Origin of the sequence: Mitsuaria sp. GD03876, from assembly GCF_029840635.1 — a bacterium.
In the GTDB taxonomy this organism is placed as follows: Bacteria; Pseudomonadota; Gammaproteobacteria; order Burkholderiales; family Burkholderiaceae_C; genus Roseateles.
Genome location: NZ_JAOCCU010000001.1, coordinates 65,414 through 82,917 on the forward strand (window position 1 = coordinate 65,414; position 17,504 = coordinate 82,917).

18 protein-coding genes are annotated in these 17,504 nt (G+C 69.7%); 11 read left to right on the forward strand and 7 right to left on the reverse strand.

All coding sequences use genetic code 11. The features are described 5' to 3' along the window. The first annotated feature begins 29 nt into the window (after positions 1-29). On the forward strand, positions 30-821 hold the full coding sequence (locus N5D62_RS00320) for an IclR family transcriptional regulator (protein ID WP_279755323.1): 792 nt from the start codon (positions 30-32) through the stop codon (positions 819-821). Between the two features lie 110 nt (positions 822-931). Here N5D62_RS00320 and N5D62_RS00325 read toward each other — a convergent pair whose 3' ends face one another. Continuing rightward, the gene (locus N5D62_RS00325; protein WP_279755324.1) at positions 932-1,771 is read right to left on the reverse strand and encodes a UPF0149 family protein; all 840 of its coding nucleotides are present in this window, start codon (positions 1,769-1,771) and stop codon (positions 932-934) included. Continuing rightward, the gene (locus N5D62_RS00330; protein ID WP_279755325.1) at positions 1,768-2,742 is read right to left on the reverse strand and encodes a LysR family transcriptional regulator; all 975 of its coding nucleotides are present in this window, start codon (positions 2,740-2,742) and stop codon (positions 1,768-1,770) included. The genes N5D62_RS00325 and N5D62_RS00330 overlap by 4 nt, the downstream gene beginning before the upstream one ends. Before the next feature lie 295 nt (positions 2,743-3,037). Here N5D62_RS00330 and N5D62_RS00335 point away from each other — a divergent pair, with 295 nt between their 5' ends. Then, positions 3,038-3,280 (forward strand): hypothetical protein, encoded by a 243-nt coding sequence (locus N5D62_RS00335; protein WP_279755326.1) that lies wholly within the window; start codon positions 3,038-3,040, stop codon positions 3,278-3,280. Positions 3,281-3,516: 236 nt separating this feature from the next. On the opposite strand, the gene N5D62_RS00340 is transcribed toward N5D62_RS00335, so the two are convergent. After that, the gene (locus tag N5D62_RS00340) at positions 3,517-5,385 is read right to left on the reverse strand and encodes a phosphoenolpyruvate carboxykinase (GTP) (RefSeq protein WP_279755327.1); all 1,869 of its coding nucleotides are present in this window, start codon (positions 5,383-5,385) and stop codon (positions 3,517-3,519) included. 281 nt (positions 5,386-5,666) lie between these two features. Next, the gene (locus N5D62_RS00345) at positions 5,667-6,572 is read right to left on the reverse strand and encodes a LysR family transcriptional regulator (RefSeq protein ID WP_279755328.1); all 906 of its coding nucleotides are present in this window, start codon (positions 6,570-6,572) and stop codon (positions 5,667-5,669) included. Positions 6,573-6,681: 109 nt separating this feature from the next. On the opposite strand from N5D62_RS00345, the gene N5D62_RS00350 reads away from it, so the two are divergent. The 6 genes from N5D62_RS00350 to N5D62_RS00375 all read left to right on the forward strand — a co-directional run bounded on the left by N5D62_RS00350 (position 6,682) and on the right by N5D62_RS00375 (position 11,829). Next, positions 6,682-7,563, forward strand: coding sequence for an MBL fold metallo-hydrolase (locus tag N5D62_RS00350; RefSeq protein WP_279755329.1), 882 nt, complete (start codon positions 6,682-6,684; stop codon positions 7,561-7,563). Positions 7,564-7,586: 23 nt separating this feature from the next. Beyond that, entirely contained in the window at positions 7,587-8,246 is a 660-nt protein-coding gene (locus N5D62_RS00355; protein WP_279755330.1) for a DsbA family protein, read from the forward strand. Positions 8,247-8,333: 87 nt separating this feature from the next. Further along, complete coding sequence (locus N5D62_RS00360) at positions 8,334-9,338, forward strand: hypothetical protein (RefSeq protein ID WP_279755331.1); 1,005 nt, start codon at positions 8,334-8,336, stop codon at positions 9,336-9,338. Positions 9,339-9,352: 14 nt separating this feature from the next. Further along, positions 9,353-9,793, forward strand: a complete 441-nt coding sequence (locus tag N5D62_RS00365; protein WP_279755332.1) for a hypothetical protein — start codon at positions 9,353-9,355, stop codon at positions 9,791-9,793. Between the two features lie 157 nt (positions 9,794-9,950). After that, positions 9,951-11,297, forward strand: coding sequence for a GAF domain-containing protein (locus N5D62_RS00370; protein WP_279755333.1), 1,347 nt, complete (start codon positions 9,951-9,953; stop codon positions 11,295-11,297). After that, positions 11,263-11,829, forward strand: a complete 567-nt coding sequence (locus tag N5D62_RS00375; protein ID WP_279755334.1) for an MOSC domain-containing protein — start codon at positions 11,263-11,265, stop codon at positions 11,827-11,829. The genes N5D62_RS00370 and N5D62_RS00375 overlap by 35 nt, the downstream gene beginning before the upstream one ends. A gap of 255 nt (positions 11,830-12,084) precedes the next feature. Here N5D62_RS00375 and N5D62_RS00380 read toward each other — a convergent pair whose 3' ends face one another. Continuing rightward, positions 12,085-13,161 (reverse strand): alkene reductase, encoded by a 1,077-nt coding sequence (locus N5D62_RS00380; protein ID WP_279755335.1) that lies wholly within the window; start codon positions 13,159-13,161, stop codon positions 12,085-12,087. A 255-nt stretch (positions 13,162-13,416) separates the two neighbouring features. On the opposite strand from N5D62_RS00380, the gene N5D62_RS00385 reads away from it, so the two are divergent. Further along, positions 13,417-14,631 (forward strand): hypothetical protein, encoded by a 1,215-nt coding sequence (locus N5D62_RS00385; RefSeq protein WP_279755336.1) that lies wholly within the window; start codon positions 13,417-13,419, stop codon positions 14,629-14,631. On the opposite strand, the gene N5D62_RS00390 is transcribed toward N5D62_RS00385, so the two are convergent. After that, on the reverse strand, positions 14,622-14,798 hold the full coding sequence (locus N5D62_RS00390; RefSeq protein WP_279755613.1) for a hypothetical protein: 177 nt from the start codon (positions 14,796-14,798) through the stop codon (positions 14,622-14,624). The genes N5D62_RS00385 and N5D62_RS00390 overlap by 10 nt on opposite strands. Between N5D62_RS00390 and rlmJ the strand changes: the two genes are divergently transcribed. Further along, positions 14,742-15,596, forward strand: coding sequence for a 23S rRNA (adenine(2030)-N(6))-methyltransferase RlmJ (rlmJ, locus tag N5D62_RS00395; RefSeq protein ID WP_279755337.1), 855 nt, complete (start codon positions 14,742-14,744; stop codon positions 15,594-15,596). The genes N5D62_RS00390 and rlmJ overlap by 57 nt on opposite strands. A 217-nt stretch (positions 15,597-15,813) precedes the next feature. On the opposite strand, the gene N5D62_RS00400 is transcribed toward rlmJ, so the two are convergent. Continuing rightward, complete coding sequence (locus N5D62_RS00400; protein WP_279755338.1) at positions 15,814-16,455, reverse strand: NAD(P)-dependent oxidoreductase; 642 nt, start codon at positions 16,453-16,455, stop codon at positions 15,814-15,816. Between the two features lie 140 nt (positions 16,456-16,595). Between N5D62_RS00400 and N5D62_RS00405 the strand changes: the two genes are divergently transcribed. Beyond that, the gene (locus N5D62_RS00405; protein ID WP_347881795.1) at positions 16,596-17,495 is read left to right on the forward strand and encodes a LysR family transcriptional regulator; all 900 of its coding nucleotides are present in this window, start codon (positions 16,596-16,598) and stop codon (positions 17,493-17,495) included. The last annotated feature ends 9 nt before the right edge of the window (positions 17,496-17,504 follow it).

Below are 17,504 nucleotides of genomic sequence, written 5' to 3' on the forward strand. Positions count from 1 at the left end.
GCGATCAACGATGAGGCGAGGGTTTACCCGTGGCTGACCAACATCCCCCTTCCGACGGCGCCGGCGGCGAGACCGCCGACAGCAGCGGCGTGGCCGTGCTCGACCGCGCCTTCGCGCTGCTGGGCGCGTTCGGGCAGGACGACGACAGCCTGACGCTGACCGAGTTGTCGCGCCGGACCGGCCTGTACAAGAGCACCGTGCTGCGGCTGCTGACGGCGCTGGAACACGGCGGCTTCGTCCGCAAGCTGCCCGACGGCGCCTATGCGATCGGGCCGGCGCCGCTGCGGCTGTCGACGATCTACCAGCGCTCGTTCCAGGTCGGGCCGGTGATCGAGCCGCTGCTCAAGCAGCTGAGCGCCGAGACCGGCGAGACCGCGTCGTTCTACGTCCGCCATGAGGACGCGCGGATCGCGCTCTACCGGTGGGAGCCGGCGCGCTCGGTGCGCGCGGCGGTGGCGATCGGCCAGCAATACGCGCTGCACCAGGGCGCGTCGGGCAAGGTGCTGTGCGCGTTCTCGGACGACCGGCGGGAGGGCTTCGATGCGATCCGCGCCCGCGGCTGGGCCGCGTCCTACGGCGAGCGCGAACCGGACACGGCCTCGGTCGCGGCGCCGGTCTTCGCGATGGGCGGGCACGCGCAGGGCGCGATCGCGATCTCGGGGCCGCGGGTGCGGTTGGCGCCGCCCGAGGCGATGGTCGCCGCCTGCCGCGCGGTGCTCGGCGGCGCGCGGGAAGCGAGCCGGCTGCTGGGCGGCGACACGGCGCGGCTCGACGCGGCGCTCCAGTCGCTGCGCATCGAGGACTTCAGCGCCGCCGGTTGAGCGGCGACCGGGCTCGAGGCGGGTTCGACCGCTGACGACCGGCGGCGAACGACGCACCATGAAAAACGCCGGCGCGAAGGCCGGCGTTCATCGGGTCAGGCGAGCGGCGCTCAGGCGGCGCCGTGGCAGTTCTTGAACTTCTTGCCCGAGCCGCAGTGGCACGGGTCGTTGCGGCCCAGCTTCGGCGCGTCGCGGCGCACCTGCTCCACGTGGTAGCGCTGTTGCTCGGTCGCTTCCTGCAGGTCGACCACCGTCAGGATCAGGTCCTCGATCGCCTCGTCGATGTTCTTGAGCGGGTGCTCGCGATTGAGCGTCTCGACGATCTCCTTTTCCTCCGGCGTCTCGGCCGGCAGGTGGCGATACAGGCGCGCCAGCAGCGTGTTGACGTTGTCGTCGGCCTGCTCGTGCAGGTCGGGGAAGGTCACCGCGGCGTATTCGAAACCGCCCACCCACGGCAGCAGCGCGCGAGTGATCGGATCGTCGGGCAGCTGGATCGCGTCGGGATCGGTGCCTTCGGCGGCGGCGATCTCGGCGGCCGCTTCGACGGCATCCTCGGCCTTCTCCTCGGCTTCAGCGGCGTTGTCGGCGCCATCGGCGTCGTTCGCGCTGTCGGCGTCGCCCGCGTCATCGGCGTCCAGGTCCAGCACCACCGGGTAGAACCAGCCCTGCTCCAACATGCTCTGGTTCAGCGACGCGAACCGGCGCTCGACCAGCGCGCGGATGCGGGCCAGCCAGGCGGGGTCGATGTCGTCGGGCAGCGGGCGGCCTTCGTAGTCGAAGACCGGCGGTAGCCATTCCTCGATCGGGATCAGCCGCGGCTGCACCAGCACGCCGGCCAGGTAGCCGTCCAGCATCGAGGCGTCCAGCGGCTCGAGCGGTTCGGGGGTGGCGGCGAGGAGATCGTCGAGTTCATCGAACTCGGCGTCGGAAAGGTCGTGGGCAATGCTCATGGGGCGCGATTGTCGCCGCTCGCGCCCGCCAGCGCCGTCCCCGGCGACGGCGCCACCGACTCGATCAGCCGTTCCCGCATCCAGCGCTGGGCGCTGCGGTCCTCGTTGCGCAGGTGCCAGAGCAGGTCCACGTGCACCGGCGACAGCTGCATCGGCAGCGGGCGGTAGATCAGCGATTCCTGATAACCGGTCGCGGTGATGAAGGACTGCGGCAGCACCGTCAGCAGGTCCGAGTGGGCGACCACGCGGCCGGCGGTGAAGAACTGGTTGACCGTCAGCGCGATCCGCCGGCTGCGCTTGAGCGCCGACAGCGCCTCGTCGACGAAGCCGTAGGGCCGGCCCGAGAAGCTCACCAGCAGGTGATGCGCCTGGCAGAAGGCATCCAGCGTCAGCTCCTGGTCGGCCAGCGGATGGCCGCGGCGCATCACGCAGACGTAATACGAGTCGTACAGCCGCTGCTGGCGGATGGCCGCCATGTCGCCCTGCCCCTTCAGCGCGGCCACGGCGGTCGGGAAGTAACCGAGCGCGAAATCGGCCTCGCCCTGCTCCAGCAGCGAGCGCGGATCACGGGTGGTCAGCGGCAGCACATGGACGTTGGCCAGCGCTCGCATTTGCTCGAGCGCCTGCATCAGCGGCGGCAGGATCAGCGCGGCGGTCGCGTCGGCCATCGCCAGGCGGAAGGTGTATTCCTCGGCGGCCGGGTTGTAGTCGCCCGGATCCAGCGCCACCCGCAGCCGCGTCAGCGCCGACCGGACCTCCGGCCACAGGCCCTCGGCCCGCGAGGTCGGCTTCATGCCGAAGGCCTGGCGCACGAACAGGTCCTCGCCGAGCGCCTCGCGCAAGCGCTTCAGCGCGTGGCTGACCGCCGGTTGCGTCATCGACAGCCGCTCGGCGGCGCGGGTCATCGAGCGCTCCGCCATGACGGCGTCGAAGACCTTCAGCAGGTTCAGGTCGAGGTTCCGGAAGCTCATGGCGGCCTTTCTGGCGGGCACTTTGTCACGGGGAAAGCGGGGATTCGCGGTCGCGCGACACCGGCGGCGGGCGCTGGCAGGCCGCTCAACCCGGGGCGTTCCTGCGCATTCCTTGGCATCCGGCGCCCGGCGATGTGCGTTCGATCACGGTCTGCACGCGCTCCGCCCAATGATATGCACGGTGTTTATACATTCGATGCCCATCTTTCATTGGCGTCATGACTAGGGGAAACCCTATAGTTCGTTCCGTCGGCTCCAGAAGGGCCGCGAAACAAGCCAAACAAAGGAAATCGCCATGAGCGTCGCTACCCAAACCTTCGGTCTGCCGCTGAGCCGCACGGTGCGTCGCGGCGGTACGTTCGCCACCATCGGTGCCCGCGTCTGGGCCCGCACGATCACCAACGTGAAGGCCCGCATCGAGGCCTCCAAGATGGCTCGCGCCGAGCGCGAACTGCTGCTGCTGGCCGCCCAGTACGAAGAGAGCATGCCCTCCTTCGCCGCTGAACTGCGCGCCGCGAACGCCCGCCGCAACGGCTGAACGCCGACCCCGCCGGGGGCTGTACAGACCCGGCCGTGACGTCTGGAGGTGAGCGCAGGCTCTCCTTGCCATCCGCACCAGGCCTCACAAGACAAAAGCCCGCTTCGAGTCGTTTCGAGCGGGCTTTGCCTTTTCCGGACGCCGGAAATGGGTCCGCCCGGACCCGCCTCTTTCGAGGCGGCTTCCGGGCGGGATTCGGTTCGGGGGGCGCCGGGGGTCCGGCGCGGTCCGGTCGATCAGGCCTGGGACAGGCGCTGCTCGATCCGGGCCTTGGTGGCCGGCAGTTCGGCCGGCAGGCCCTGGGCCAGCTGGACGAAGAGTTCGTCGTGCAGCTTCAGCTCGGTCGCCCAGTCCTCGTTCGAGATGTGGGTGACGGTCTTGAACTGTTCCGGCGTGAAGGCCAGGCCCTGCCAGTTCAGGTCTTCATAACGCGGGCTGGTGCCGAAGGCGTGCTCGGTGCCCTGGCCCTTGCCGTCGACGCGCTCGAGCATCCACTTCAGGACGCGCATGTTCTCGCCGTAGCCGGGCCAGACGAACTTGCCGTCGGCGCCCTTGCGGAACCAGTTGACGCAGAAGATCTTGGGCAGCGTCGCGCCGGAGGCCGACAGCTTGGCGCCCAGCGACAGCCAGTGCTGGAAGTAGTCCGCCATGTTGTAGCCCATGAAGGGCAGCATCGCGAACGGGTCGCGGCGCACGACGCCCTGCTGGCCGGCGGCCGCTGCGGTGGTCTCGGAGCCCATCGTGGCGGCCATGTAGACGCCCTCGGTCCAGTCGCGGGCCTCGGTCACCAGCGGCACGGTCGTGGAGCGGCGGCCGCCGAAGATGAAGGCGTCGATCGCCACGCCGGCCGGGTTGTCCCACTCGGCGTCCAGCGCCGGGTTGTTGGTCGCGGCGACGGTGAAGCGGGCGTTCGGATGGGCGGCCTTGGCGCCGGTTTCCTTGGCGATGGCGGGCGTCCAGTCCTTGCCCTGCCAGTCGACCAGGTGGGCCGGGGCGGTGTCGGTCATGCCTTCCCACCAGACGTCGCCGTCGTCGGTCAGCGCGACGTTGGTGAAGATGACGTCCTTGTCCAGGCTGGCCATGCAGTTGGGATTGGTCTTCTGGTTCGTGCCGGGGGCGACGCCGAAGTAGCCCGCTTCCGGGTTGATCGCGTACAGGCGGCCGTCCTTGCCGGGCTTGATCCAGGCGATGTCGTCGCCGATGGTGGTGACCTTCCAGCCCTCGAAGCCGGCGGGCGGGATCAGCATCGCGAAGTTGGTCTTGCCGCAGGCGCTGGGGAAGGCGGCGGCGACGTGGTGCTTCTTGCCTTCGGGCGAGGTGACGCCCAGGACCAGCATGTGCTCGGCCAGCCAGCCCTGGTCGCGGCCCATGGTGGAGGCGATGCGCAGCGCGAAGCACTTCTTGCCCAGCAGCGCGTTGCCGCCGTAGCCCGAGCCGTAGGACCAGATCTCGCGGGTCTCGGGGTAATGGACGATGTACTTGGTCTTGTTGCAGGGCCACTTGACGTCGGCCTGGCCGGCTTCCAGCGGCGCGCCGACGGTGTGGACGCAGGGCACGAACTCGCCGTTGTCGCCCAGCGTGTCCAGGACCGCGCGGCCCATGCGGGTCATGATGCGCATGTTCACGGCGACATAGGGGCTGTCGGACAGCTCGACGCCGATGTGGGCGATCGGGGAGCCGATCGGGCCCATCGAGAACGGCACGACGTAGAGCGTGCGGCCGCGCATGGCGCCCTTGAAGAGCGCCTGGTCGCCGGTCTGCAGCAGGGCGCGCATCTCGGCGGGTTCCATCCAGTTATTGGTGGGACCGGCGTCGAGCTTGTTCTTCGTGCAGATGAAGGTGCGGTCCTCGACGCGGGCGACGTCGCTGGGGTCGCTCCAGGCGAGGTAGCTGCCGGGGCGCTTGGCCGGGTTCAGCTTCTGGAAGGTGCCGGCGTCGACGAGTTGCTGGCACAGGCGGTCGTACTCGGCCTGGCTGCCGTCGCACCAGTAGACGTCCTTGGCCTCGGTGAGCGCGGCGATCTCGGCGACCCAGGCGACGAGGCGCTGGTGCTTGACGTAGGCCGGCACGTTCAGGCGCAGCCCTTCCATTACGGGTTGGTTCATGGCGATTCCCAATTTGAGGATATGAAAAGCGGAATTGGGTCAGCTCCGATCCGGTGGCTCGCCCCCCTGTCTGACAGAGGAGGAGACCGCGGAGCTGACCCAATGCCGCGCCTCAGGCAGTGGCTTCGCCGAACGATGGTTCCAATGTAATCACGCCGTAACTCAAGCGCATGCGCGGGTTATGCGTTTCTGGAATGGTTTGATGCACGGGCCGGGGACGGGGTGCGGCGGCGCCGCGCGCAAGGGGGGTGCCGGGGGCGTTCGGGACCTGCGCGGGGCGCCTATCGACGGTCCCAGGGCGCCGTCTCACCCCCGAAGCGCTTCGCCAGGAACTCGATGAGCAGCCTGAGCGGCATTGGCTGATGTCGCCGGGACAGATAGACCGCCTGGACGTCGATGGGGGCCAGGGCGTAGTCCGGCAGGACCTGCTGCAAGGTGCCGCGAAGCAAATCATCACCGACGAGATAGGTCGGCAGCATGGCGATGCCCGCGCCGGCCAGCACGGAGGCCAGGACCACGGCGGTTTCGTTCGCCGTGATCGCGCCGCTCACCGCGACGGTGACCGCTTCGCCCGCCCGGGTGAGCCTGTACTCCGGCGCGAAGCCGGTGCTGTGGATCACGCACTGGTGCGCGCGCAGGTCGTCGGGCCGCTGGAGGGGGCCGGCTCGCTCGAGGTAGGACGGCGACGCGCACAGGACCGAGTGGCAGATCGCCAGGCGACGCGCCACGAGGCCTGGAGCGACGTGGTTGCTGAGCCGGATGGCGAGGTCGATGCGGTCCTCGACGAGGTCGACCGTCCGATCCACCATCACCAGGTCAATCTCCACCCTGGGGTGCAGCGCCTGAAACTCCACCACCGCGGCGGTCAACTGCGCCGTCGCGAACGATGGCGAGGATGTCAATCTCAAGCGCCCTTGCGCCTCGACGCTCCCCGAGCCCGCCTGCGCGACCACGTCGGCGGCCAGCGCCAGCATCTCCCGGCAGGTCACCAGAGCCTGCTGACCCGCGTCGGTGAGCGCGAGCTTGCGGGTGGTGCGATGCAGCAGCCTCGCGCCCAGCCAGTCCTCGAGGCCCTCGAGGTAGCGGCTCGCCATGGCCCTGGACATGTCCAGGGCGTCGGCGGCGCCGGTGACGCTGCCCCGGTCGACGATCTCCGCGAACACCCGCATCGAGGTCAATCGGTCCATGATTCGCTCGCTCTGGTTGACAAATATTCAATCCGGATGGAGTTTATCGACGAGTGGGTACTCAATAAAGTTATCTCCATGGCAGATGTCCTGCCCCCAGGAGAACCGAATGACCGTCGCCCGTACCCTCGCCAAGCTCGCTGTCACCGCCACCGTTGTCGTGTCTGCCGTGGCGGCGCATGCCCAGACCGCTCCGCTGACCCTCACCGTCTATCACGCGGGCCCGGACAGCTTCAACGTCAACTCGGTGCTGATCGCCGGCAAGACCGATGCTGTCCTGGTGGACACCGGATTCACCCGGGCCGATGCCATGCGTATCGCGGCGATGGTGCTGGACAGCCACAAGTCCCTCAAGACGATCTACATCAGCCAGCCGGACCCGGACTACTACTTCGGCATCGACGTCCTGAAGGCCTATTTCCCGGACGCGAAGGTCGTGGCCACCGCTCCCACCGTGAAGAAGATCGAAGCGACGCTGCCGACCAAGCTCGCCTTCTGGCCGCCGAAGATGGGCGCGAACGCCCCCAAGGGAGTCAGCCTCCCCGAGGTGCTGGCCGGAAACACGATCACGCTGGAAGGCCAGACGCTGGAGATTCGCGGGACGGATGACCGGCTGCCCCATCGCAGCTACGTGTGGATCCCGTCCCTCAAGGCCGTCGTCGGCGGTGTGAACGTCTTCGCCGGCCTGCATGTCTGGACGGCGGACGCGTCGAGCGCGGAGGACCGTGCCGCCTGGTCCAGGAAGCTGGGCGACATCGCGGCGCTCAAGCCCGCGGTGGTCGTGCCCGGCCATTCGGCGCCTGGCGCCGCCGAAGACGTCTCGCAGGTGGCCTATACCCAGGCCTACCTGCAGCGCTGGGACGTCGAGCTGAAGAAGGCCAACAACAGCGCCGAGCTGATTGGCGCGATGAAGGCCGCGTATCCCACCGCCGGTCTCGGCGTCGCCTTGGACATCGGCGCCAAGGTCGCCAAGGGCGAGATGGCCTGGTGAGCACCGCCACGACGGAGAACGCCATGAACAAGTTCAGTCTCCCCAAGAAGGCGGTGGTCTACGTCACGGACGCCTATTGCGGCTGGTGCTGGGGCTTCTCGGCGCGCATGGGCGAATTCGAGGCCGCCAACCGTCACCGCGTGCCCTTCACCGTGGTCAGCGGGGGTCTCTTCGTCGGAAGCCGCGCCGGGGCCATCGCCAACTATCCCTACATCGCCGAGGCGAACGAACGCATCGCACTTCTCACCGGCGCGGTGTTCGGGCCGGCGTACCAGGCCTTGCTGGAGCAAGGGGACATGGTGATGAACTCCCTGGATGCAGGGGCGGCGCTGGCGGCGCTGCGTGCCCAGGCGCCCGACCGGGCCGTGCATTGGGCTCACGAACTGCAAGCGGCGTTCTACGGACGAGGGCAGAGCCTTTCGGAGGCGTCCACCATCGCGGCGATCGCGAAGGCTGGCGGCCTGGACGACGCCCTGGTCCGGCAACAGCTGGCCGACGGCTCGGCCCAGGCCGCGGCGAAGGCCGACTTCGACCTGGTGCGCCACCAACTGCATGTCAGCAGCTACCCGACGCTGCTGTTCATCGACGGCGACAAGGTGCACCAGCTTCCCGCCACCGGGGCCGCGCTGGACGTGCTGAACCGGAAGCTGGACGAACTGCTGGCGGACGAGGTCGCCATGTGAGCCCGCCGACCGGCACTGGGCGCTCCCGTCGACAATGCGTGGTTTTCAAGCATCGAGAAGACCGCCGAAACGGTTCCCAGGGAGTTCATGTTCACCCGATTCCTCTCCGCGCCGACGGGGCGCGGCCTCGCGCTAGCCGCCGCGCTGGCGACGCAGTTCTTCGCCGCGACAGCGCAGCCGGCGGCTGAAGCGCCGGTCGCGCGCCCGCTGACCCCGGCGCAGGAAGCCGCGGTCCTTCGGATCGCCAATGGCACGCCGACCTTCGTCTCGCACTGGCGCGACAGCGCGGGCCTGCAATTCCCCGCTGTGGAGTCCATCCAGCGCCAGGCGCTGCTCGCCCGCTGCGAGGCGCTGCAGTCGAGGCATTTCAGCCTGCTGAAACCCGACCACCGCGCCGCCGCGGAGCGCGTGGCCCTCGGCGAGGAGCAGGAACGCAGCCGTATCCTCGGCGCGCCGGGCAGCGCCACGCGGCACCGCGCGTGGCTGGTGGTCTTCGCGATGCTCCCGCCAGGGGAGCAGGCGTCGCTGCTCGCCGGTGTCGAGGGCCCGCGCGGCGATCAGGTGCTGCAGGCGTTCTCCGAGCAACGCGTCCTCACCGACTTCATCAGCGCGGCGGCCAATCCGCCGTCCGGCCAGCCGCAGCCCGCGGCGCCGGTCTGGCTCAAGGCGTACTTCCAGGCGTCGGACCGGCTGCCCGCGCTGCGGGCGGCGGTCGGCAAAGCGCTGCCGGCCCGGCTGCGCGACTTCGACCGCGTCGACGGATTCGACCGCCTGACCGTGGCCGACGCAGCTTGGCTCATGCCGCTGGCCCAGGATCTGTCGGACCAGGCCGACGCGCTCGGCGCGGCGCTCATGGCCACGTATCCGAAGGACGTGGTCGACGCGGTGAAGCGTCTTCAGCAGCTCGAATTCGACGCCCACGCCGAATCGCTGCCGTCGTTCATGCCGCCAGGATCGCCGCGGTCCCCGTTCGCCGAAGCCGCGGACCGGCTGTATCCGCAGCCGGGCGACCCGATGGAGCTCTCTTTCGGTCGCGGCATCCTGCTGCCGGCGCGCGCGGAGCTTCCGAAGTTCTGCGCGCCGCAGCGTTGATCGGAGCCCTCTTCATGGTTCGTCCCGTCAACATCGGCAAGCGCGGCCTGCTTCAAGCGCTGGCGCCTTCCTTCCTCATGCTGTCGGTCTTCTCCGGCGCGGCGGCCTGGGAGGAAACCCCCTTCGGCGAGCTGTCGAGCACGACCGCCACGCTCGACGTCCGCAAGGGCCGCAAGACCCGTTTCGTCTTCCGGTCCGGCGATCGCGAGTTCACCTGTCCCGGCTCGTTCTGCTTCCGGCGCCAGCTCGAGCGGCGACAGGGCCAGGACTTCGTCATCGAGCACGACACCCGCGGGCTGGCGTTCTCGATCGGCGACGCCCAGGGCGTGATCGTGTCCCGGGACGACGTCCGCAAGGCGTTCCTCAAGCACGTCGCCTGGTCGGCCGGGTGGTTCCTCGTGTTTGTCCTGTGCGTCGCCCGGCTGCTTCAGCGCCGGCGGTTCTCCGACGAGTAAGCAGACGCGCCCCGCCTGACCGAACGTCCCGCGACAGCCGGGCATCGACCGGGTGTAGGCGACCACCGGGACCGGGGAACCCCCAACCCCTCGGGGCTCCGCCCGCGCGCCGAATGCCCCTATGCTCGGCGCCAACCCCGCGAGGTCCCCGACGCCCATGTCCGCACCCACCGGCCTCTCGCTCCGCGCCCGCCTCTACCTGGTGCTCGGCCTGGCGCTCGCGCTGGTGGGCGCCTCGGCGCTGCTGGGCTGGTGGCAGTCGCAGCGGCTCGCCGGCATCGCGCAATCCCTCTATGAAGACCGCCTCGTCCCGGTCGACCTGCTGCGCGAGCTCGAACACGCGCTCGGCGCGCAGCAGCTGGGCGCGGTCCTGATCGCGCAGGCGCAGCAGCCCGACGCGGCCAAGATGGACAGCGCCGGCCGCCGCCTCGCGGACTCCACCCGGCGGCTCTGGTCCCGCTACCTCGCCACCCGCATGGTGCCGGCCGAGTCCGCGCTCATCGCCCGCACCCAGCCGCTGCTGGACCAGCTCTGGAGCGCGCTGACCATCGGCCAGGCGCCCACGCCCGACGCGCTGCGCGAGCTCAACCAGCGCCGCCTCGCGACGATGAAGATGCTCGACGAGCTGATCGCGTTCCAGCTCAGCCAGGCCCGCGTCGACACCGAGCGCGCCCAGCAGGCCGCCACCGACGCGGCCCGCCTCGGCCTGCTGCTGGTGCTGCTGACCGCGGGGCTGTGCAGCATCGTCGTGTGCACCGTCTGGACCCGCTACGACGACGAGCGCCGAGCCGGCCAGCACTCGCGCCAGCGGCTGCAGCAGCTCTACATCGCGCTGTCCCAGACCAACCAGCTCATCGTGCGCCGCGAGGCGGAGGCCTTCGACGACCCCGCCGCCGAGCAGCACCTGTTCGAGGGCATCTGCCGGATCTGCGTCGAGACCGGCCATGCGCGCTTCGCCTCGGTCGTGCTGGTCGACGGCGACCAGTTCGAGCGCGTCGCCGAGTTCGGCCCCGGCGACCGCCTGATGCCCGGGGCGCCGCGCCAATGGGGCCGCGACGCGCCCTTCGCGCGCAGCTCGATGGCCACGCGCGCGATCGCCGGCGGCACGCACCAGGTCAGCAACCGCGCGCTGGAGGACCCGCACCTGGCCGTGCCCGGCGCGCCGATGATCCCGCCCGGCGTCGAGTCGATGGCCGCCTTCCCGCTGCGCCGCTGCGGCGAGGTCGTGGGCGCGCTCAGCCTGCTCGCGGGCGAGCCCGACTACTTCGACCCGCAGGTGCTCGGCCTGATCGACGAGATGGCCGGTGACCTGTCCTTCGCGCTCGAGCACCTCAAGCGCGAACGCGACCAGGCCCGCGAACTGGAACGGCTGCGCGACGCGCTGCATCGCAGCGAGCAGGGGCTGTCGGATACCGCACCGGCGGCGTTCCGGCCGACGGCCGCGCCCAGGCCTGCGGCAGAATCGTCCGATGCAACTGATCAGTCTGAACACGGCCCGCGCTGAAGCGCTGCGCATCGACGGTCGCGACGTGATGTCGGGCATCCGCAAGCGGCCGGTCGACGGCCCCGTCGAGGTCCGGCCGCTCGGCCTGGAGGGCGACGAACAAGCCGATCCCAGCGTCCACGGCGGCCTGTCCAAGGCCGTCTACGCCTACCCCTCCGAACACTACGCGTTCTGGCGCACCGTCCGCGCCCAGGCCCAGGTCGCCGGCTGGGACGACCCGCTGCCCTGGGGCGCGATGGGCGAAAACCTGTCGATCTCCGGCCTCGCCGAAGCCGACGCCTGGATCGGCGACGTGCTCGTCTTTCCCGACTGCGAACTCGCTGTCAGCGAGCCGCGTTATCCCTGCTTCAAGTTCAACGCGGTCATGGGGTTCAACAAGGCCGCCAAGATGATGACGCAGAGCGGGTGGTGCGGGTTCTACCTCGCGGTCCGGCGAGCCGGGACCATCGCCGCGGGGCAGGCCTTCACGGTCCGTCCAGGACCGCGCGAAGTCTCCATCGCGGAGATCTTCAGGTCGAAGGGACAGCGCTGAGGTCGAGGACTGCGCTAAGTTCGAGGACTGCGCTCGCGGCACGTTCCGGTGCCCCTCTCCGCTTCACGCCTCCGCACGCTCGGCAGGCGCTCCGAGGGGCACCGGCCCGAGCCGCTCCAAACCAGGACTCCAACGACTGCTTCGACCGAGCCGCTCTCAGCGAGGACTCCAACGACTGCTGCGACCGAGCTGCTCTCGTCAGCGCTCCAACGACAAGGCCGCCCTCGGGCGGCCTTGCTGCTGGTGCTTGGCGGATCAGTCGGCCAACGCGGGGTAGTCCGTGTAGCCCTCGGCGCCGCCGCCGTACATCGTGGCCGAATGGGCCTTCTGCAACGGCGCGTTGAGCTTCAGGCGACGCACCAGATCCGGGTTCGAGATGAAGCTACGGCCGAAGGCCACCGCGTCGGCATGCCCGGTCGCCACCGCGTCGATCGCCATCTGGCGCGTGTAGCCGTTGTTGGCGATGTAGACACCCTTGAAGCGCTCGCGCAGCGCGTCGTAGTCGAACGGCGCCACGTCGCGCGGGCCACCGGTGTGACCCTCGATCACATGCAGGAACGCCAGCTTCAGCGGCGACAGCTGCTCGACCACATGGTTGAACAGCGCCTGCGCGTCGCTGTCCTGGCCCGCGTCGTTGACCGGCGTCACCGGCGACAGGCGCAGGCCCGTGCGGTCCGCGCCGATCGCCTCGACGATCGCCTGCATCACCTCGAGCAGCAGCCGCGCGCGGTTCTCGATCGAGCCGCCGTAGGCATCGGTCCGGTCGTTGATGCTGTCGCGCAGGAACTGGTCCAGCAGGTAGCCGTTGGCGCCATGCACCTCGACCGCGTCGAAGCCGGCCGCCATCGCCGCCTTCGCGGCATGCACGTAGTCCTGCACGATGCCGGGCAGCTCCGCGGTGGACAGCGCGCGCGGGGCGGCGACGTCGACGAACCCTTCCTTGGTGAAGGTCTTGCTGTTGGCCTGGCGATCGGTCGACGACTGCGGCTTCGCGCCATCAGGCTGGAACTCGGCGTGGGAGATGCGGCCGACGTGCCAGAGCTGCACGGCGATCTTTCCGCCTTCGGCATGGACGGCGTCGGTCACCTGCTTCCAGGCGGCGATCTGCTCCGGGGAGTGGATCCCCGGCGTGTCCAGGTAGCCCTGGCCTTGCTGCGTGATCTGGGCGCCCTCGCTGATGATCAGGCCGGCGGACGCGCGCTGGCGGTAGTACTCGACGGCCAGCGGTCCCGGCACCAGGCCGACGGAACGGTTGCGCGTCAGCGGGGCCATGACGATGCGGTTGGACAGCGTGAGGGCGCCGACTTGCAAGGGGTCGAAGAGACTGGGCATGGTGATTCAGGACAACGTGAGGGTGACGTGAAGACCCGGCGGGGGGATGCCGGTCAGGATGCCGCGCAGCTTAGCGAGCGATCCGCCGCGCCGCTGCGCCTAGGCGACAGTCCGGATGCCGGCTGGGGCCTTGGATCGATGGCGAGAGCGCGTCCGATCGCTTGGCTACACTCGCCCGGCCGCGTGGGGACGCCGTCCCCGGCTGTCCGTTCGCCACGCGGCGATCCCCCACCGTCCTGCCTCGGGAGCCCGTCGATGTCCTCCGGTGCCGCGCTCGATCCCTTGCTCCGATCCCTGTGCCGGGACGCCTCGCGGCGACGGCTGCTGCAAGGCGGCGCCGCGCTGGCGCTGCCCGCCTGGCTGGGACGCGCCGGCGCGCAGGCGTCGTCGGCCTCGAGCGCGGTGCTGCGGGTCGGTCCCGACCATCCGGTGAAGACGCTCGCCGCGGCCGCCTCGCAGGCGAAGCCGGGCATGACGATCGAGGTGCAGGCCGGCGATTACCCCGGCGACGTCGCGGTCTGGCCGCAGGACGACCTGACGCTGCGAGCCGTCGGCGGCCGCGCGCGGCTGCTGGCGAATGGGGCGCATGCGCAGGGCAAGGGGATCTTCGTCACCACCGGCAAGCGGATGACGATCGAGGGTTTCGACTTCATCGGCGCGCGGGTGCCGGACCGCAACGGCGCGGGCATCCGGCTGGAGCGCGGTTCGCTGACGCTGCGCGATTGCAAGTTCCAGGACAACGAGAACGGGTTGCTCGCCGCGAACGATCCGGCGATCGAGCTGCGGATCGAGTCCTGCGACTTCGGCGCGATCGCGCCCGGCGAGGGCCGCACCCACAACTGCTACGTCGGCGCGATCGGCAAGCTGACGGTGACGGCGAGCTACTTCCACCACGGTGCGTCGGGTCACCTGCTGAAGACGCGGGCGGCGGTGAACCATGTCTTCTACAACCGGCTGACCGACGAGACCGGCCGCGCCAGCTTCGAGTTGGAGTTCCCGAATGGCGGCCTGGCGCTGGTGATGGGCAACGTGATCCAGCAGAGCCCGTCGACCGAGAACTTCCACCTGATCGCGTATGGCAGCGAGGGGCTCTCGAACCGGCGCAACGAGCTGCACCTGATCCACAACACGCTGGTGGATCGGCGGCCGCAAGGCGGGGTCTACCTGCGCATGTCGCAGCCGGCGCAGAAGCTGCGGCTGATCAACAACGTGCTGCATGGCAAGCATGAGCTGCCGGCAGGGCCGGACCGCGAGCAGCACCACAACTACTTCGTCGAGCTCGACAGCTTCGTCGACGCGGACCGCTACGACTTCCGGTTGCGGCCGGGGTCGCCGCTGTTCGGGCGGGCGGTGGACGCGGGGACGGTCGACGGCCAGGTGCTGAAGCCGGCGATGCAGTACCAGCATCCTCGCGGGCTCAAGGAGGTCCCGGCCGGGACGGGGCTGGCGCCGGGGGCGTTTCAGGTCTGAATCGCCTGCTGCTTCGCCTCTCGCGCCAGCTTGAGCTCGAAGGGCCGGACGATGTCGATGCTGCGTGCGCGCTCGGGGATGGACTCGCCGCCCGCGATACAGTCCTGCCCATGCTCGCTTACCGACACGCATTCCACGCCGGCAACCATGCCGACGTGCTCAAACACCTCGTGCTGGCCGAGGTTCTCCGCTACATGGGGGAGAAGGACAAGGCCTACACCGTGGTGGACACCCATGCCGGCGCGGGGGGTTACGCCCTCGACGGCCGCTACGCCCAGAAGAACGCCGAGCACCTCGGCGGCATCGCCGCCCTCTACGCCCGCACCGACCTGCCCGAGCCGCTGCAGCAGTACGTCCAGCTCGTGCATGACTTCAATCCCGGCAAGAAGCTCGAGCAGTACCCCGGCTCCCCCGCCATCGCGCGCTTCCTGATGCGCGAGCAGGACCGCCTGCGCGCCTACGAGCTGCATCCCACCGACCACCGCATCCTCGCCAGCTACCTCGAGGACCGCCCCAACACGCAGGTGCTGCAGCAGGATGGATTCGCGTCGCTGAAGGCCGAACTGCCGCCGCCGTCGCGCCGCGGTGTCGTGCTGATCGATCCGCCCTACGAGATCAAGGCGGATTACGGCAAGGTCGTCGCCGCGCTGCGCGAGGCGCTGCAGCGTTTCGCCGACGGCACCGTCGCGATCTGGTATCCGCAGCTGCAGACCGTCGAATCGGCGCAGCTGGTGCAACGCCTGAAGTCGGCCGCCGAGCCCATTGCGAAGAAGGGATGGCTGCATGTGCGCCTGACCGTGGCGCAGGCCGACGAGCGCGGCTTCGGCATGATGGGCAGCGGCATGTTCGTGGTGAACCCGCCCTTCGTGCTGCATGACAAGCTCGCCGAGTGCCTGCCCACGCTGGTCGACACGCTGGGCCAATACGACGACGCCAACTACCTGCTCGAACAGCAGACCGTCTGACCGGTCAGCCAGCCGCCCCAACGACAACGCGCGCCCCGAGGGGCGCGCGTTTGCTTTCCGGGATCCCGAGCCATCGGTTCGACGTCTGTTGGAAGTCCTCGCTTGAAGCGGCGGATGCCGGCTCCCCCCCGACGCGAATTCCGAGCGGCGAGGAGGAGATTGAGCGGCGGGGGGGAGCCGGCATCTGCCGCGCTCGCGGTCCCCGAAGCCGGGGGATTCAGTACCCGACCGTGAACCGCCGCCGGATGTGTTGCGGCCGTTCGAGTTCATCGACGATCGCGACCGCCAGGTCAGCGGTGGACACATGCGCGGGCCCATTGGCGTCCATGACCGGCGTATCGAGGCTGGTGCGATAGCTACCGCGGCGTTCACCCGGTTCCAGGTGGACGGCTGGCGACAGGAAGGTCCAGTCCAGCGAGGTTTCGAGGCGGATGAGGTTGAGCGCCTCACGCGCTGCGAGGGCGCCTTGTTTCCACTGGGCCGGGAAGTCGGGCGAGTCGACGATCTGGAGGCCGGGGGCTGCGTACAGGCTGCCGGCGCCGCCGACGACGAGGAGGCGTTTCACGCCGGCGCGTTTGACGCCGTCGTAGATGGCGCGGGTGCCTTCGAGGAATTCGGTGTGGATGTCCGGCACGGACCATCCGGGGTTGTAGGCGCTGACGACGGCGTCGGTGCCTTCGACGGCGGCGGCGACCTGGTCGACCTGCTTGGCGTCGGCCTTGACGACGGAGAGGCCGGGGCGGGCTTCGAGCTTGGCGGCGTCGCGGGCCAGGGCGACGACCTCGTGGCCGCGGGAGAGCAGTTCCTTGAGCACTTCGCTGCCGACGAAGCCGGTCGGTCCGATCAGGGCGACTTTCATGGGGATTCCTTTCGAGGGAGAAGATCCGAGGTTCGGGGGATGCGACGGGTGTCGCGATGGGATGAACTGTAGGAACTTCACAATCTCCGCAAAAGTCCTCAGAATCCGCCTTCATTCTTTAGACGATCTACACAATCCCGATGTTGGACCAACTGCGCCGAATGGCCGTGCTGGCGACCGTCGTCGAACAGGGCAGCCTGGTCGCGGCGGCCCGGCAACTGCAGACGACGACCTCCGCGGTCAGCCAGCAGCTGCGCGCGCTGGAGCGCGACATGGGGGTGACGCTGCTGCACCGATCGACCCGTCGCATGGGCCTGACCCCGGCTGGCGAGCGCTTCGTGCAGGGTTGCCAGGCGATGCTGGCCGCCGCCCGCGAGGCCCAGACCCAGCTCCATCACTTGCGCGACGCGCCCGAAGGGGAGCTGCGCATCAGCGCCCCGGTCGGCGCGGCGCGCCAGATCGGGCCGGCGCTGGCGCCGCTGCTGGCCGCCCATCCGGGCTTGAGCCTGCACCTGGAGGTCGACGACGGGTTCACCGACCTCGTGGCCAAGCGCATCGACCTGGCGGTGCGTTTCGGCCGCCTGCCCGACAGCAGCTGGGTCGCGCAGCGCATCGGGCAGAAGACGGTCGAGCTCTTTGCCGCGCCGTCGTACCTGGCGCGGCGCGGCGTGCCGACCACGATGTCGGACCTGACGCGCCATGACTGGCTGTTCCTGCGCTCCGACAGCGGCGCGATCAAGAGCATCGCGCTGGTCGGCCCCGAAGGGCGGGAGGAAGTGCTGCGCGTCAGTCCCCGCGCCAGCAGCAACAACCAGCTGAGCCTGCAGCAGTTCTGCGAGGCCGGCATGGGCCTGGCGCTGCTCAGCGCCGAGGACACCGACGAGTCCCGCGCCCGCGGCCGCTTGCTGCCGCTGCTGCCGGGCTGGTCCTTGCCGTCGCTGCCGGTGTACGTGATGACGCCGCAGCGCGACGCGCAACCGGCCAAGGTGCGCCATGCCATCGAGGCGCTCAGCCACGCCTTCACGGCGGCGACGACCTGAGCGCGGGGC